The sequence below is a fragment of the Amycolatopsis sp. 3B14 genome (assembly GCF_050958625.1).
Taxonomy (GTDB): domain Bacteria; phylum Actinomycetota; class Actinomycetes; order Mycobacteriales; family Pseudonocardiaceae; genus Amycolatopsis_E; species Amycolatopsis_E thermoflava.
On sequence record NZ_JBHZEN010000001.1, the window covers coordinates 37,552 to 53,096 of the forward strand.

A 15,545-nucleotide genomic window follows, 5' to 3' on the forward strand; every position below is an offset into this window, starting at 1 on the left:
GAGATCTGTGTCACACGGTGATCCGCCGTGCCGTGAGGACACCAGCGAGGCCGAGTGCCGCGGTTCCGGCGAAGACCGCGAGGAACGCCGCCGGTGCCGCGCCTTCCGCCGCGATGAGCGCGCCACCGAGTCCACTCGCGACAGCCGTGGCCAGGGTCTGCGCCAGCTGGAGCGCCGCGCTGACCGAGCCCTGCTGCCCGTCCGGGGCGCGACCGAGGGTCTCGGTGGTGGCGGCGTTGAACGCGACACCCATGCCTGCCCCGCCGATCACCCAGCCGAGCACCGCGAGCAGTCCCGGGCCGACGAGCACTCCGTAGGCCAGTACTGCTACCCCGGCCACCAGTACCGCGAAACCCAGAGCCACCGCCATCCGCCGGTTGCGGTCCCACTTCGCCTGCGCCGCCGAGCCGGCCACCCAGCTCAGCGCCCCGGCCGACAGGCCCAGCCCGGCTTCGAAGGCGCTCACGTGCCGCAATTCGGTCAACCCCAGCGGCAGGAACGCCTCGGAGCCGAAGTACACCGCGCACAGCAGGAACCGCACGACCACCCCGGCGGGGACCCCGCGCCGCACGACGAGCGTGCCTGCCGGGGTGACCTGCCGCAGTGCCAGGACGGCGAGGACGAACCCGGCGGCGGCGAGCGGAACCAGCACCGCGACGGTGTGGAGTTCCAGTGCGGCCAACAGGATCGCGGTCCCCGCGGCGAGCGCGACGCTGCCGACGAGCGGCCGCCACCGGGAGGATTCCGGGGTCGTGGGCGCCGGCCGCGCCAGTCCGGGGAGCGTGCACCAGGCCGCGACCCCGGCGAGCGGGACCATGGCCAGGAACACCCACCGCCAGCCCGCCGAACTCGCCACCGCCGCCGCGACGACCGGGCCGACCAGCGACGGGATCGTCCAGGCCGAGGACAGCAGCGCGAACATGCGGGCACGCAGCCGTTCGGGGTAGACCAGCCCGATCAGCGTGTAGGCCATCGCCATCACCGCGCCGACCCCGAGGCCCTGCGCGAACCGGCCGAGCAGGAACACTGGCCACGACGGGGCGAGACCGGCCAGTGCGCTGCCGAGCGCGAACGCGACCAGCCCGGCGGCCAGCGGACGGGCCGGCCCGCCGCGGTCGGCGGCGTGACCGGCGAGGACGGTGCCGACGATGTTGGCGAGCATCAGCGCGGCCAGCGCCCAGCCGTAGGAGCCGAGGCCGCCGAGCAGGCGGGAGACGTCCGGGAGGATGGTCGCCACCCCGAGGGATTCGAGCGCGACCAGTCCGACGGTGAGCACGATGCCGACGGTGCGGGCCCGGTAGCGGGGCGAGAGCACACCCTCGGAAGTCGAGGAGAGGGTCATGGCGGCAATTATGTTCCGTATCGGAACGAAATGGAAGTGCTAGGGTGAGGGCTGTGACGAGCATCCGGGCCGGCCGGCCACGCGACGAGCGCATCGACGGAGCCGTCCGCGAAGCGACGGTGGACCTGCTGAACGAGGTGGGCTATGCGGCGCTCACCCTGGAGGCGGTGGCGACCAGGGCGGGCACGAGCAAACCCGCGCTACGCCGCCGCTGGCGGGGGCGTCCGCACCTGGTGGTCGACGCGCTGGTGGCGACGGTCGGCGCGGTGCCGACGCCGGACACCGGGTGCACGCGCTGCGACCTGGTCGCGGGGATCGGGACGCTCAGCGAGGCCTTCACGACCAGGATCGGACGGCGGGTGCTGCCCGCGCTGGTCGCCGACCTCGCCGACGATCCGGAACTGGCGGAGGTGTTCCTGCGCGACTACTTCCACACGCGACGGAGCTCCACGGCGGAAGCCCTGCGCCGCGGCGTCGAGCGCGGCGACCTCGACCCGGACCTCGACTTCGACCTCGTGCTCGACATGCTCGCCTCGACCACCTACTACCGGGTCCTCTTCGGACACCTGCCGGTCACCGACCACCTGGCGGAGCAGGTGGTGGACGTGGTGCTGACCGGAGTCGCCGCGCCGGGGTGGCGCGGCTGCGCTCACCGGCCGGGGTCGCCGGGGCGGACCAGGCCGGATTCGTAGGCGATGTGCACCAGCTGGGCGCGGTCGCGCGCGTCCAGTTTGGACAGCAACCGGCTCACGTAGGTGCGGGTCGTGGCCGGGCTGAGGAACAGCCGCCCGGCGATCTCGTCGTTGGACCGGCCCGCGGCGACCTCGGCGAGCAGTTCCCGTTCCCGCTCGGTCAGGCGCGCCAGCCGCGCCGGGTCGGTGCGGTGCCCGTGCGCCACCGCCGCCATCACGCGCCGGGTGACCGACGGCGCCAGCAGCGCATCACCGGCGGCGACCGTTCGCACCGCCGCCCGCAGGTCGTCCGGCTCGGTGTTCTTCAGCAGGAACCCCGACGCGCCGGCTCGGATCGCGTCCAGGATGTGCTCGTCGGTGTCGAACGTGGTCAGGACAACGACCCGCACGGCGCGCAACCGCGGGTCGGCGACGATGCGCCGCGTGGCCTCGATGCCGTCCACGCCGGGCATGCGGATGTCCATGAGCACCACGTCCGGCCGCGCGGTCAGGGCGAGCGTCACCGCCTCCGCGCCGTCGGCGGCCTCCCCCACGACGGTGATGTCGTCGGCGCGGGCGAGCAACGCGGACAGACCGGCCCGCATCAGGTGCTGGTCGTCGGCAAGCGCGACGCGGATCATCGCGGCTCCACCGGCAGGCTCGCGTCGACCTGGAAACCCGCGCCAGGACGGGACTCCAGCGTCACCGAACCGCCGAGCAGCTCGGCCCGGTCCCGCATGCCGTCCAGGCCGCGGCCGCCCCGGGCGGGCAGCTCGGCGCCGGCGCCGTCGTCGCGGACCTGGATCCGCAGCAGGCCCGGTTCGTAGCGCAGCCGCACCTCCGCCTTGCTCGCCCGGGCGTGGCGGAGGCAGTTGGTCAGCGCCTCCTGCACGATCCGGTACGCCGTGGTGTCCACGGCCGCGGGCAACGCGACCGGCTCGCCCTCGGTCGACACAGTCACCTCCAGACCACTTCGGACGGTCGCGGTCACCAGCGCGTCGAGGTGACGCAGGCTGCCCGCCGGGGCGCGTCCGGTGTCGTCGGTCAGCAGCCCGAGCGTGGTCCGCAGGTCGTGGACGGCTTCGTCGGCGGCCAGCCGGAGGGTCGCCAGGGCGGACCGGGCCGCGTCCGGGTCGTCGTCCAGCGCCTCGGCGGCGACGCTGGCCTGCACCGACACCACCGCCAGCGTGTGCCCGACGGCGTCATGCAGGTCCCGCGCGATGCGCAGGCGTTCCTCCTCGACCCGCCGCCGTGCCTCCCACTCCCGTTCCACGGCGGCCTGCCGCGCGGTGCGGCGTTGCTCGGCACGCAACGCCCCCAGCGCGATCGCGCTCAGCATCAGCCCCACCGTCGAGGCGAGCTCGAACCCGAGCAGGTAATCCGGGCTCTCCCCCTGTCGCAACCGGAAGAACGTGCTGACCAGCACCAACGCCGCCGCCGTCGCCGCCGCGACGCGTGCCCGGCCGGCCTCGGCCGCGGAGAACAGGGCGGCCGCGACGGGCAGCGCCAGCCCCACCGGCGGGTAGCCGGCCGCGTGGTAGGCGAGCAGCCCGGCGGCGGTCGCGGCCAGCGCCAGCACCGGGAACCGGCGGCGCACGAGCATCAGCGCGCCGAGGCACACCGCGAACAGGTACGCCACCGGGTCGGGCGCCCGTGCGCCGCCGAGGTCCATCGCGATGGCGACGGCCACCACGGTGGAGGTCGCGACCCCCAGAGCGGCGTCGGCGAGCACCCGCTTTCGCTCGCTCACGTCCCGAGAATAGCCAGGTCCGGGCCCGCGCACAGTCGCCGGATGTTGACACCGCGATCGACTGCGGACGGACGACGGGCGGCGCGCGCACGCCTAGTTTCGGCTCGCATGAGAACCCTGGGTGTCGCCATCCTCGGCCTGTTCGCGGGCCTCGCGGTGGGCTTTCTGGTCTTCGGCGAACTCGTCGGACGGCTCGCCGGGCAGGACGGTCAGGTCGACGCGCCCTGGACGTTCGTGATCGGCTTCGGCCCGCAGCTGCTCGCCGCCGCGGGCGCAGTCGTCGCTGTGCTGATCGACCAGCGGAGGCGGAACCGGTGAACCTGTCCCGGCGCGACCTGTTCCGCGTCACCGCGGCCGGCCTGCTCGTGGCGGGCTGCGCCAGCGGCGGCGCGAACACCGAGACCGAGTCCAGCGCGGGCACCCTGTTGCGCAGCGCGGCGAAACTGCCCGAGCCGTTCACCGTGCCGCTGCCGGTGCCGCCCGTGCTGCGGCCGGTCCGACCCGGCCGCTACGAGATCACCCAGCGCGCCGCCGAGGTGGAGATCCTGCCCGGGTTGCGCACCACGGTCTGGGGGTACGACGGGATCTTCCCCGGCCCCACGATCGAGTCCCGCCGCGGCGAGACCACCGTCGTCCGGCACCGCAACGAGCTCGGCGTGCCGGTGGTGGTGCACCTGCACGGCGGCCGCACGCCGCCCGAGCACGACGGCTACCCGCTGGACCTGGTCGCGCCCGGCGCGGCGCGGGAGTACGTGTATCCGCTGGACCAGCCGGCCGCCACGCTCTGGTACCACGACCACCGGGCCGACTTCACCGGCCCGCAGGTCTACCGCGGGCTCGCCGGGTTCCACCTGGTGCGTGACGACGAGGAGGACGCGCTGCCCCTGCCGCGCGGCGAGCGCGAGGTGCCGTTGATGATCACCGACCGGTCGTTCGCCGCGGACGGCTCGTTCGCTTACCCGTCGGTCGACCCGTCACTGCTGGGGCAGCCGGGTGTGACCAGTGAGTTCGTCAGCGGCGTGCTCGGCGACTGCATCCTGGTCAACGGCGCGCCGTGGCCGGCGATGGAGGTGGACGCCGCGCGTTACCGGTTCCGGATCCTCAACGCCTCCAACGCCCGCCGCTACCGGCTCGCACTGGACCCGCCGGGGCCGGGGTTCACGCAGATCGGCGGCGACCAGGGGCTGCTGGCCGCGCCGGTCCGGCACGAGCGGCTGCAGATCGCGCAGGCTGAACGGTACGACGTGGTGATCGACTTTTCGGCGTACTCGCCCGGCCAGGAGGTGACGCTGGTGAACCGGCTCGGCGACGGCGGCACGGCGCGGGTGATGCGGTTCGTGGTGACCCGGCGGGTGCCCGACGACAGCGCCGTTCCGGACCGGTTGGCCGACGTGCGGCCGTTGTCCCGCTCGGATGCCGTGGCGGAACGCGAGTTCACGTTCCGCCGCGGCGGGGCCGAGCACCACGGGATGACACTGTGGACGGTCAACGGGATGCCGTTCAGCGCGGACGGCGTCGTGGCCGAGCCCGCCCTGGGCACGGTGGAGCTGTGGCGGTTGCGGGCGCAGAACGTGCCGCACCCGATCCACATCCACCTCGCGCCGTTCCAGGTGCCGGGCACGGCGCACGGCTGGAAGGACACGGTCGACCTGGGCAACGGCGACCAGGCCGAGGTGCTCGTCCGGTTCGAGGGCTATCGCGGGAAGTACGTCCTGCACTGCCACAACCTCGAACACGAGGACATGATGATGATGGCGAATTTCGTGGTCCGGTGAGTCACTCCTCGCCGTCGAACTCGAACGCCTCTTCCAGCATCTCGCCCATGATCATCCCGCCGACGACACCCGCCGCGGCGCCGGCCACCATGCCGCCGACGCCCATGCCGCGGCCGTGACCATGGTGGCCGTGGTGGCCCGGGTGATGGCCGCCGAAGGCCGGGTTGCCGAACGCGGAGTGCCCGCCGCGCTGGGCGGCTTCGCTCAGCCACTGCCCGATGAGCGCGGCCCAGTCGGCGTTCTCCGCATCCTGGTGCGACATCTGGAAGCGGCCGAACGAGTCGCCGCCCGCTTGCATGAAGCGGCCCCGCCGGTCGGCTTCGAGCACGACGGCGAGATCGTGCGGCCCGGCGACGAACGTCAGCTCGACCTCGTTGATCCGCCCGGCGAACCCGGCCGGCGGGAAGAACTCGAGCTCCTGGTAGAAGCCCAGCTCCTGGCGCACGCCGTAGAGGTGGCCCGCTTCCACGTCGGCGTTGCGGAACCGGAACCCGAGCTGCCCGAACGCGTCGAGCACCCGGTCCTGCGACGGCAGCGGGTGCACGTGGACCGGGTCGAGGTCACCCTTGTCCGGCGCGCCCGAGATCACCAGCTCGGTCCGCACACCGACCGCCATGCCGTGCAGGAGCGAGTCGCCGACCGCGGTGATCGGCGTCTCCCATGGCAGGCGCAGCTCGAACGGCACCGTGACCAGCTGACCGGACGGCACCCGCACACCCTGCTGCACGAGCTGGCGGTGGAACTCCCCGGTGGCCGCGGACTCGTGCCCGCCGTGCTCGATCTCGACCCGCGTGACCAGCGACAGGACGACCTGGTCGATGGCCGCGTCGGCGCTGCCGCCCTGGATCCGGACCTGCCCCGTGACCACCCCACCGGGCGCCGCGTGGGGCGAGTCGAGCACGGTGTCGACCGACGGCCCACCGACGCCGAAGGCGCTGAGCATCCGCTTGAACATGGACAGTTCCTCCTGAAATCCGGACAAAACAGGCTCAAGATCGAGACTACCGGCAGCAAAACCCCGCTCACCACCAGGAACCTGGCAACGAAGGCCCTCACCCCCCGAGCCACCCCTCTCCCGCAACACGATCCCCAGCCGAATCGGTTGCCGAGCCACCGGGTCAAGCCACTGGCGAAGCGAAGCCGGCGCTTTCGGCCGCGCGCAGCGCAGCTACGCGCGTAGCGCCCCCTAAGAGCCCAAGTAGCGCAGAACAGCCAGCACTCGCCGGCTGTACCCGCTCGTATGGCTCAACCGCAGCTTGTCGAAAATCGCGTTCACGTGCTTCTCCACCGCGGACTGCGACACGTACAGCTCCGCCGCGATGCCGGCGTTCGTGTGCCCCTCGGCCATCTTCGCCAGCACTTCGCGTTCCCGGGCGGTCAGCGTCGCGAGCGGGTCCGCGTGCGTGGTGCGCGCCAGCAGCCGCCGGACGACTTCGGGGTCGAACGCCGCCCCGCCGGACCCGACCCGCTCCAGCGCGTCGAGGAATTCGCCGACCTGCATCACCCGGTCCTTGAGCAGGTACCCGACTCGCCCGCCGTCGTCGGTGATCAGTTCCGTCGCGTACCGCTTCTCGACGTACTGGGACAGCACGAGCACCCCGACGTCCGGCCAGCGCCGCCGGATCTCCAGCGCCGCCCGCAGGCCCTCGTCGGTGTGGTCGGGCGGCATCCGGATGTCCGTCACCACCACGTCCGGCTGCGCCCGGGACACCTCGTCGAGCAGCTCCGTGGCGTTGCCGACCGCGGCGAGCACCTCGTGGCCCTCCTCGGCGAGCAGCCGGATCAGGCCTTCCCGCAGCAATGTCGAGTCCTCGGCCAGGATCACGCGCACGGCAGCTCCGCCCGCACGACCGTCGGCCCGCCGGCCGGACTGTCCACAGTGAACACTCCGTCGGCCGCGCCGACCCGCCTGGCCAGGCCGGACAGTCCGTTGCCGGCGACCTGAGCGCCGCCAACGCCGTCGTCGGTGATCGTCACGCCGACCATCCTGCCCGCCCGCGCCACCGCGATCTCGATGCGGCTCGCCGCCGCGTGCTTGATCGCGTTCGTCACCGCCTCCGACGCCACGAAGTACGCCACCGTCTCGGTCGCCGGATCCAACCGCTCCTCAAGCGCGTACGAGAGCGCGACCGGCAGGCTCGACCGCTCGGCCAGCGCCTCCAGCGCCGTGGCAAGCCCGCCTTCGTCCAGCGCGATCGGGTACACGCGCCACGCCACGTCCCGCAGCTCCTGCAGCGCCAGCTGCGTCTCCTCGTGCGCCTGCCGCAGCAGCGCCTCCGCCCGCTCCGGGTCCTTCGCGCGCCGGGCGCGGCCGAGCAGCATGCCCAGCGACACGATCCGCTGCTGCACCCCGTCGTGCAGATCGCGTTCGATCCGCCGCCGCTCGTCGTTCACCGCCTCGACGACCTCGGCGCGGCTGTGGGTGAGCGCGTCGACCCGGCGCTGCAACCGTTCCTGCTTCGTGGGGCCGAAGAAGTGGTGCGCCAGCGTGCGTTCCAGCGCGCCGACGCCGATGAGCCCCTGCACGGCGAGGAACACCAGCAGCGCGCCCATCAGCAGCAGCACGGGCACGTCGAACCAGTCCTGGTCGTCGCCGAGCGGCTGCCCGCCCGCCAGCTGCCACACCGTGATCACCGCCGTCGCCAGGCCCAGCCCGATCAACGCGAAGACACCCGCGCCGAGACCGCCCGCGACGCTGCGCGACGCCAGGTACCGCAGCGCGCGCGAGTCGCGGTAGTCGTCCGAGGTGGGGTAGTCGAGGAACCGCCGGAGCCGCGCCCGTTCCCGCTCGGCGAACCAGCGGGTGGCCCGGAACACGGCGGGGCGCGCGGCGGGCACGGCGAGGACGAGCGTCGCCACGACGACGAAGGCCGCCTCGGCGAACGCGCTCAGCGCGCCGAGCGCCAGCCCCGCCGTCACCCGCAACGCGCGGCGCAGGTCCACTGTGGGCACAACCCGAGGTTAGCGGGGTTCCGGGCGGCCGGTACTGAGGTTTTCCGCAGGATGACCGGGTGCCGCGCCCCATGTTCGACCGCCGCCCGCGAACCTAGCTTCGAATCATGGATCTCCAACTCGCACAGGCCGAACCGCTCGGGGGACTCGCCGGCTGGGCCGTCTCGCTCATGGATTCGCTCGGCGGACCGGGCGCCGCCATCATCGTCGGCCTGGACAACCTGTTCCCGCCGATCCCGAGCGAGCTGGTGCTGCCGCTCGCCGGGTTCTCCGCCGGCCAGGGCACGTTCAGCCTGCTCGAAGCGCTGGCCTGGACCACGTTCGGCTCGGTCGCGGGCGCCGTCATCGTCTACTGGCTTGGCGCGCTGCTCGGCCGCGAGCGGACCCGCGCGCTGCTGCTGCGCATCCCGCTGGTCAAGGCGTCCGACTTCGACCGCACCGAGGCGTGGTTCGCCAAGCACGGCACGAAGGCGGTGTTCTTCGGCCGGATGGTGCCGATCTTCCGCAGCCTGATCTCGCTGCCCGCCGGGATCGAGCGGATGGCGTTCGGCAGGTTCCTCGTGCTCACCACGCTGGGCAGCCTGATCTGGAACACGATCTTCGTCGTCGCCGGCTACCTGCTCGGCGCGAACTGGCACGTGGTGGACCGCTACGCCGGCTTCTTCCAGTACGCGGTGATCGGCGCCGTCGCGATCGCGCTCGCCGTGTTCGTCATCACCAGGCTGCGGGAGCGCGTCCGGACGTGAACACGGAGCCGCCCTCCCTGGGGGCAGGGGAGGGCGGCTCCGCTCGGGGGCGTCAGGCGGCCTGGGCCACGGGGGTGGTGGCCGGCGCCAGCGCCAGGTCGAGGACCTCACGGACGTTCGACACCGGGTGCACGTCGAGCTGGGCCAGCACGTCCGCGGGAACGTCGTCCAGGTCCGGCTCGTTGCGCTGCGGGATGATCACGGTCTTGATCCCGGCCCGGTGCGCGGCCAGCAGCTTCTGCTTGACCCCGCCGATCGGCAGGACGCGGCCGGTCAGCGACACCTCACCGGTCATCGCCACGTCGGACCGCACCACACGGCCGGACAGCAGCGACGCCAGCGCCGTGGTCATCGTGATCCCGGCGCTCGGCCCGTCCTTGGGCACCGCGCCCGCGGGCACGTGGACGTGCACGCCCCGGTCCTTCAGGTCGCCGACCGGGAGTTCCAGTTCGGCGCCGCGGGACCGCAGGTAGGACAGCGCGATCTGCACCGACTCCTTCATCACGTCACCCAGCTGCCCGGTGACCGTGAGCCCGGAGCTGCCCGACTCGGGATCGGCCAGCGACGCCTCGATGTAGAGGACGTCCCCGCCCGCGCCCGTGACGGCCAGGCCGGTCGCCACACCCGGGGTCGCGGTCCGCTGCGTCGACGCGGGCAGCGCCGACTCCGGCAGGTGCCGCGGACGGCCGAGGTAGCCCTCCAAGTCCGCCGCGTCGACGGTCACCGGCAGGGTCGCCTCGTCCAGCGCGACCCTGGTCGCGATCTTGCGCAGCACCTTCGCGATGGTCCGGTTCGCGTTGCGCACGCCCGCCTCGCGGGTGTACTCGGCGGCGATCCGGCTCAGCGCCGCGTCGGTGAACCGCACGTCGTCCCGGCCCAGCCCGGCCCGCTCCAGCTCGCGCGGCAGCAGGTGGTCGCGGCCGATGACGACCTTCTCGTGCTCGGTGTAGCCGTCCAGCGTCACCAGCTCCATCCGGTCCAGCAGCGGGCCCGGGATGGTCTCCAGCGCGTTGGCCGTGGCGAGGAACACCACGTCCGACAGGTCCAGCTCCACCTCGAGGTAGTGGTCGCGGAACGTGTGGTTCTGCTCGGGGTCGAGGACCTCCAGCAGCGCCGCGGTCGGGTCGCCGCGGTAGTCGGCGCCCACCTTGTCCACCTCGTCCAGCAGGACGACCGGGTTCATCGAGCCGGCCTCCTTGATGGCGCGGACGATCCGGCCGGGCAGCGCGCCGACATAGGTGCGCCGGTGGCCGCGGATCTCCGCCTCGTCCCGGACACCGCCGAGCGCGACGCGGACGAACTTCCGGCCCATCGCCTTCGCGACCGATTCGCCGAGCGAGGTTTTGCCCACACCGGGAGGACCGACCAGCGCCAGCACGGCTCCGGAGTGCCGCCCGCCGACCTGCCCCTGTCCGGCCTCGGCGCGACGGGCGCGCACGGCCAGGTACTCGATGATGCGTTCCTTCACGTCGTCCAGGCCCGCGTGGTCGGCGTCGAGCACCGCACGCGCCGCCGCGATGTCGTGGACGTCGGTGGTCCGGTCATTCCAGGGGAGCTCCAGGACCGTGTCCAGCCAGGTGCGGATCCAGCCGCCCTCCGGCGAGGCGTCGGAGGTGCGCTCCAGCTTGTCCACCTCGGCCAGCGCGGCCGTGCGGACGTGCTCGGGCAGGTCGGCCTGCTCCACGCGGGCGCGGTAGTCGTCCTGGTCGGCGGTGCCGTCGAGCTCGCCCAGCTCCTTGCGGATCGCCTCCAGCTGGCGGCGCAGCAGGAACTCCTTCTGCTGCTTCTCCATGCCCTCGGCGACGTCCTTGCGGATGGTGTCGGTCACCTCGAGCTCGGCCAGGTACTCCCGGCTCCACTCCAGCGCCTTCTCCAGCCGCGCCGCGACGTCGAGCGTGGCCAGCAGCTCCAGCTTCTGGTCGGTGCTCAGGAACGGCGAGTTGCCCGCGAGGTCGGCGACCGCGGACGGGTCCTCGACCTGCTGCACCGCGTCGATCATCTGCCAGCCGCCGCGCTGCTGGAGGATCGAGATCACGACGGTCTTGTACTCGGCGGCCAGCGTCCGGGCCTGGTCGCCGACGACCTCGGCGACCGGCTCGGCGTACACCCAGCGGGCGGCGCCGGGGCCGTCGCCGTTCTCGCCGACGCGGGCGCGCCGGGTGGCGCGCAGCAGGACGGCGGCCTTGCCACCGGGGATCCGGCCGACGCGCTCGATGGTCGCGACGGCGCCCAGTTCGGCGTACTCCCCGTGCACCCGCGGGACGATCAGGACCTCGGCCTGCGCAGACGGCAGCGACCGGATGCCTGGGAACGACGGCGTGCTCGGTGCCTTGCTCTGCGCGGAGTCGACCGCGGCGCGAGTCTCGGCGTCATCGAGCTCGAGCGGGACGATCATGCCGGGCAGCACGACGTCGTCGTCGAGGGGCAGTACGGGGAGGAGCCTGGTGTCGGTCATCTTGTTGCTCCCTACCTGGTTGAGTCTGCCTAGCTCAACTTTCTGGCGGCCGGGTTTGTTTCCGCAGGTAGTTCGCTTGCAGCGGACGGCTTCCGGGAATAAACCGGGGCACGTCCGGCAGTGGTTCCAGGTGCCGGGACTGAGATGATCGTCGCATTGCCGGAAACGTTTTCCCGGGTGTAACCGGCGAGACCACGCTCAGTCATCGGTTCGGGTAATCCCGATCTCGATTGAATCGCGATCAATGCGGAGGAGTGCAGCGCGACGGCTCGCGGCGAACTCGTCGTAGCCGGGCGTGGCGCTTAACACCGACTACCGGGAGCGATCACCGGAAAGATCCAGCTCACCCGTAAGTCTCCGCTGGTCACCGTAGTTGGCACGTTGTTAACTATGGGGTGATGTCATGGCGGCCGGAAAGAGGCTGAAGTACGCCCTCCGGGGTACAGTGATCCCCTCATTCGCACCGAGATCACCGTCTCGTGCGCGGGTGGGTTCAAGCGGGCGCGCTGGGGCGAATGGGTGGAAGGAGGTTGCATGCCGGACTCCGATGGCAGGCCTGACGGCCCCGTCCCGGCGGCAGCCGCCGGTTCTGGTGGTGCCGAGGCGCGGGCGGATGAGCGCCGCTTCCGGGTCTACACGCTGACCGTGTTCTCCGTCGGTGTGCTCACCGCCGCCGCCGTGTCGCTGTGGCTGCCGTTCGACGGCTCGGCGAAGCTGTGGTGGATCGGCCCGGTGCTGGCCCTGTCGTTCCTGCTCGCCGAGCAGCTCGGCATCAACGTCGACGTCCGGTCCGGCATCTCCTGGACCATTTCCTTCACCGAGATCCCGCTGGTCATCGGCTTCTTCGTGGCGCCGTTCGAAGTGGTGCTGGCGGCGCACCTGGTCGCCGGGATCAGCACGCTCGTGGTCCGCCGTGTCTCCGGGCGTGTGCTCTACAACGCCGGCGCGTTCCTGCTGGAGATCACCAGCGCGTTCGCCGTGGCCGGCCTGGTCGAGCGGATCATGGGCGCCACCGAGATGACGTGGCCCGCCGCGCTCGCCGGCACCCTGACCGCGCCGCTCACCAGCACGCTGCTGGCGCTGGCCGCCGTCCGCGTGCTGCGCCGCCGGATGCGGATCGGCACCGCGCTCCGGCTCACCGGCCGCATCCTGGTCGTCGGGTTCGTCAACGCCTCGGTCGGCCTGAGCGGCTACCTGGTGATCGCAGGCACGGCGAACGCGTGGCCGCTGGTGCTCGCCGTATTCGCCGGGCTGTCCGCGCTCTACTGGGCCTACTCCGACCTGCTGCGCGAGCAGCGGGACATGGAAGCGCTCTCCGACGTCAGCCTGATGGTCGCGCGCTCCGGCCAGCAGGCCGCCGCGCGCCCGGCCAGCGGCGCGGACGACCTCGCGGCGGGCGTGAACGTCAGCGAGTGGGAGACGATCGCCGAGCGGATCAAGGACCAGCTCTCCGCCGGTCGCGTGGTCCTGCGGCTGCGCCTGGAGCCGACCGCGGACATGCGCGCCGTCGTCGCGGGGGAGCCGATGCCGTCGGCCGAACTGCCCGCCGACGACCCGATGCTGCGGCTGCCCGGCTCGCACGTGCGGCACTTCCGCATCACCGAGGCCAACAGCGACATCGCCGCCGGACTGCTCAACCGCGGCGCGCAGGAGGCGCTGGTGGTGCCGCTGCGCAGCGCGAACCAGCTGCTCGGCGTGGTCGAGGCGCACGACCGGCTGTCCCGGTGGCGCGGCTTCGGCAAGTACGACGTCCAGCTGCTCGGCACGATGGCCAGTCACCTGGCGACCGCGCTGGACAACCGCCGCCTGCTCGCCACCCTGCGCCACGACGCCTACCACGACCCGCTGACCGGCCTGCTGAACCGGCCCGGCTTCCGCCAGGTCGCGCGCGAACCGCTGGCCGAGCACAGCGCGTCCGCCGACTCCGCGGTGCTGCGCATCGACCTGGACGTGTTCTCCGCGGTCAGCGACGCGCTCGGCTACGCGTGGGCGGACCGGATGGTCGTCGCCGCCGGCCGCCGCCTGCGTGACGCGCTGGGCCCGGACGTGCCGCTGGCCCGCCTGGAGGGCGCGTCGTTCGCGGCGCTGCTCACCGGCGTGCGCGGCCACGGCGTGCACGAGGCGGCCGAGCGGTTGCGCTCGCAGCTGTCCGTGCCGTACCCGGTCGACCGGCTGACGGTCGAGGCGAACGCGATGGTCGGTTACGCCTCCACGGCCGACGACGACACCCTCGACCCGGGCGACGTGGACGCTCTGCTGCAGCGGGCCGACGTCGCCGTGCGGGCCACCCGCGGCGGCGAGGAGGTCCGCGGGTACGTGCCCAGCATGGGCCAGATCTTCCTGCGCCGGTTCCAGATGGTCACCCAGTTCCGGCAGGCCATCGAGGAGGGCCAGGTCAGCGTCCACTACCAGCCGAAGGTGTCGCTGCCGAGCAAGCAGGTCCTCGGCGTGGAGGCGCTGGTGCGCTGGCAGCACCCCGAGTTCGGCCGGCTCGACCCGGACGAGTTCGTGCCCGCGGTCGAGGCCGCGGGCCTGGTCGGCGTGCTGACCGGGTTCGTGCTGGAGCAGTCGCTGATCCGCGTCCGCAAGTGGATGGACGAGGGGCTGCGGATCTCCGTCGCGGTCAACCTGTCCGTGCGCAACCTGGCCGACGAGGACTTCCCGGCGAAGGTCGTGGAGGCGCTGCGGAAGTTCGACGTGCCGCCCGAGCTGCTCACGTTCGAGCTGACGGAGTCCGGCGTGATGGCCGATCCGCAGAAGGCGCTGCCGATCCTGCGCGAGCTGCACGCGCACGGCATCGTGCTGGCGGTCGACGACTTCGGCACCGGCTACTCGTCGCTGGCCTACCTGCGGCAGCTGCCGGTGGACGAGGTCAAGATCGACAAGAGCTTCGTCCTCGGCATGGGCACGGACCTCGGCGACCTGGCGGTCGTCCGGTCGATCGTCGAGCTCGGCCACTCGCTGGGCCTCGCGGTCGTCGCCGAGGGCGTCGAGGAGGACGTCGCGCGGGACCAGCTGGAGGCGATGGGCTGCGACGTCGCCCAGGGCTACCTGATCTCCCGCCCGCTGGCTGAGGACCGCCTGGAGGCCTGGTTGCAGGCCCGGACGGCCCGGTCGGTGGGGCGCAAGATGGAGACGGTGCTGACGCTCCTGACCTAAAGGGGACCCCCCTGCGCGGCCCCTCCGGTGGACGATGTAATCTCTTCGAGGCTTCAACGTTCAGACGTTGGAACTCGCCCCAATAGCTCAGTCGGCAGAGCGTCTCCATGGTAAGGAGAAGGTCTACGGTTCGATTCCGTATTGGGGCTCGGTGGTCAGCAGGCCGCTCCGCTTCGGTGGGGGAGCCTGAAGGCCGGTCAAGGCGGTGTAGCTCAGTCGGTAGAGCAAGCGGCTCATAATCGCTGTGTCGCCGGTTCAAGTCCGGCCACCGCTACGCGGATGGGCGGACTATGCTCACGGAGCGCGTGAGCCTGATCCGCTTCGCCATTGCACCGGGGGTCGGACCCCCGGACCCCCGCCAGGGGGCTAGCCCCCTGGACCCCCACCCGGGGCGACTTGGGAGGTCAGGTCGCTTGTGGGGGTTTTCGTTGTGTAGAGAAAGGCTTTGCTGTGGCTGCCACCGACGTGCGACCGAAGATCACGCTGGCGTGCGAGGTCTGCAAGCACCGCAACTACATCACCAAGAAGAACCGGCGCAACGACCCGGATCGCCTGGAGATGAAGAAGTTCTGCCCGAACTGCGGTACGCACCGGGTTCACAAGGAAACCCGCTGACGCCAGCACCCCAGGTTTCGACGAAGGCCGCCCCGGACCACCGGGGCGGCCTTCGTGCTTTCCGGGCGCACGCGGGCGGT

Annotated in this window: 13 protein-coding genes and 2 tRNA genes; 8 read left to right on the forward strand and 7 right to left on the reverse strand. The window is 72.2% G+C overall.

Annotation, left to right across the window (positions count from 1 at the left end):
• Positions 1-10: 10 nt before the first annotated feature.
• The gene (locus tag ACCP09_RS00080; RefSeq protein WP_433742370.1) at positions 11-1,342 is read right to left on the reverse strand and encodes an MFS transporter; all 1,332 of its coding nucleotides are present in this window, start codon (positions 1,340-1,342) and stop codon (positions 11-13) included.
• Between the two features lie 53 nt (positions 1,343-1,395).
• Here ACCP09_RS00080 and ACCP09_RS00085 point away from each other — a divergent pair, with 53 nt between their 5' ends.
• Positions 1,396-2,034 (forward strand): TetR/AcrR family transcriptional regulator, encoded by a 639-nt coding sequence (locus tag ACCP09_RS00085; protein ID WP_433742372.1) that lies wholly within the window; start codon positions 1,396-1,398, stop codon positions 2,032-2,034.
• Here ACCP09_RS00085 and ACCP09_RS00090 read toward each other — a convergent pair.
• Positions 1,992-2,654, reverse strand: coding sequence for a response regulator (locus tag ACCP09_RS00090; RefSeq protein ID WP_378366041.1), 663 nt, complete (start codon positions 2,652-2,654; stop codon positions 1,992-1,994). The two genes, ACCP09_RS00085 and ACCP09_RS00090, sit on opposite strands and share 43 nt — an antisense overlap.
• Positions 2,651-3,763, reverse strand: coding sequence for a sensor histidine kinase (locus tag ACCP09_RS00095; protein ID WP_400980281.1), 1,113 nt, complete (start codon positions 3,761-3,763; stop codon positions 2,651-2,653). The genes ACCP09_RS00090 and ACCP09_RS00095 overlap by 4 nt, the downstream gene beginning before the upstream one ends.
• A 108-nt stretch (positions 3,764-3,871) precedes the next feature.
• Here ACCP09_RS00095 and ACCP09_RS00100 point away from each other — a divergent pair, with 108 nt between their 5' ends.
• Positions 3,872-4,081 carry a DUF5957 family protein gene (locus ACCP09_RS00100; protein ID WP_027932655.1) on the forward strand — a complete coding sequence of 70 codons (210 nt, stop codon included), beginning with the start codon at positions 3,872-3,874 and terminating at the stop codon, positions 4,079-4,081.
• Positions 4,078-5,538, forward strand: coding sequence for a multicopper oxidase family protein (locus tag ACCP09_RS00105; protein WP_433742375.1), 1,461 nt, complete (start codon positions 4,078-4,080; stop codon positions 5,536-5,538). Before ACCP09_RS00100 ends, ACCP09_RS00105 begins: the two co-directional genes overlap by 4 nt.
• Position 5,539: 1 nt before the next feature.
• Here ACCP09_RS00105 and ACCP09_RS00110 read toward each other — a convergent pair whose 3' ends face one another.
• The 3 genes from ACCP09_RS00110 to ACCP09_RS00120 all read right to left on the reverse strand — a co-directional run bounded on the left by ACCP09_RS00110 (position 5,540) and on the right by ACCP09_RS00120 (position 8,481).
• Positions 5,540-6,493: a sporulation protein gene (locus ACCP09_RS00110; RefSeq protein ID WP_433742377.1), complete on the reverse strand. Its 954-nt coding sequence runs from the start codon at positions 6,491-6,493 to the stop codon at positions 5,540-5,542.
• Positions 6,494-6,724: 231 nt separating this feature from the next.
• Positions 6,725-7,369 carry a response regulator transcription factor gene (locus tag ACCP09_RS00115; protein WP_027932652.1) on the reverse strand — a complete coding sequence of 215 codons (645 nt, stop codon included), beginning with the start codon at positions 7,367-7,369 and terminating at the stop codon, positions 6,725-6,727.
• A complete protein-coding gene (locus ACCP09_RS00120; protein ID WP_027932651.1) occupies positions 7,360-8,481 on the reverse strand; it encodes a sensor histidine kinase in 1,122 nt (373 codons plus the stop codon). The genes ACCP09_RS00115 and ACCP09_RS00120 overlap by 10 nt, the downstream gene beginning before the upstream one ends.
• Before the next feature lie 116 nt (positions 8,482-8,597).
• Here ACCP09_RS00120 and ACCP09_RS00125 point away from each other — a divergent pair, with 116 nt between their 5' ends.
• On the forward strand, positions 8,598-9,236 hold the full coding sequence (locus ACCP09_RS00125; protein ID WP_027932650.1) for a DedA family protein: 639 nt from the start codon (positions 8,598-8,600) through the stop codon (positions 9,234-9,236).
• 52 nt (positions 9,237-9,288) lie between these two features.
• Here the strand turns inward: ACCP09_RS00125 and lon are convergent, their stop codons facing one another.
• Positions 9,289-11,691: an endopeptidase La gene (gene lon / locus ACCP09_RS00130; RefSeq protein ID WP_433742380.1), complete on the reverse strand. Its 2,403-nt coding sequence runs from the start codon at positions 11,689-11,691 to the stop codon at positions 9,289-9,291.
• A gap of 534 nt (positions 11,692-12,225) precedes the next feature.
• Here lon and ACCP09_RS00135 point away from each other — a divergent pair.
• From ACCP09_RS00135 to rpmG, 4 genes are all read left to right on the forward strand, one after another.
• Entirely contained in the window at positions 12,226-14,850 is a 2,625-nt protein-coding gene (locus ACCP09_RS00135) for a putative bifunctional diguanylate cyclase/phosphodiesterase (RefSeq protein ID WP_027932648.1), read from the forward strand.
• 76 nt (positions 14,851-14,926) lie between these two features.
• A tRNA-Thr gene (locus tag ACCP09_RS00140) sits at positions 14,927-14,999 on the forward strand.
• Between the two features lie 52 nt (positions 15,000-15,051).
• A tRNA-Met gene (locus tag ACCP09_RS00145) sits at positions 15,052-15,124 on the forward strand.
• Positions 15,125-15,300: 176 nt separating this feature from the next.
• Positions 15,301-15,465 (forward strand): 50S ribosomal protein L33, encoded by a 165-nt coding sequence (rpmG, locus tag ACCP09_RS00150; protein ID WP_005453176.1) that lies wholly within the window; start codon positions 15,301-15,303, stop codon positions 15,463-15,465.
• Positions 15,466-15,545: the final 80 nt, after the last annotated feature.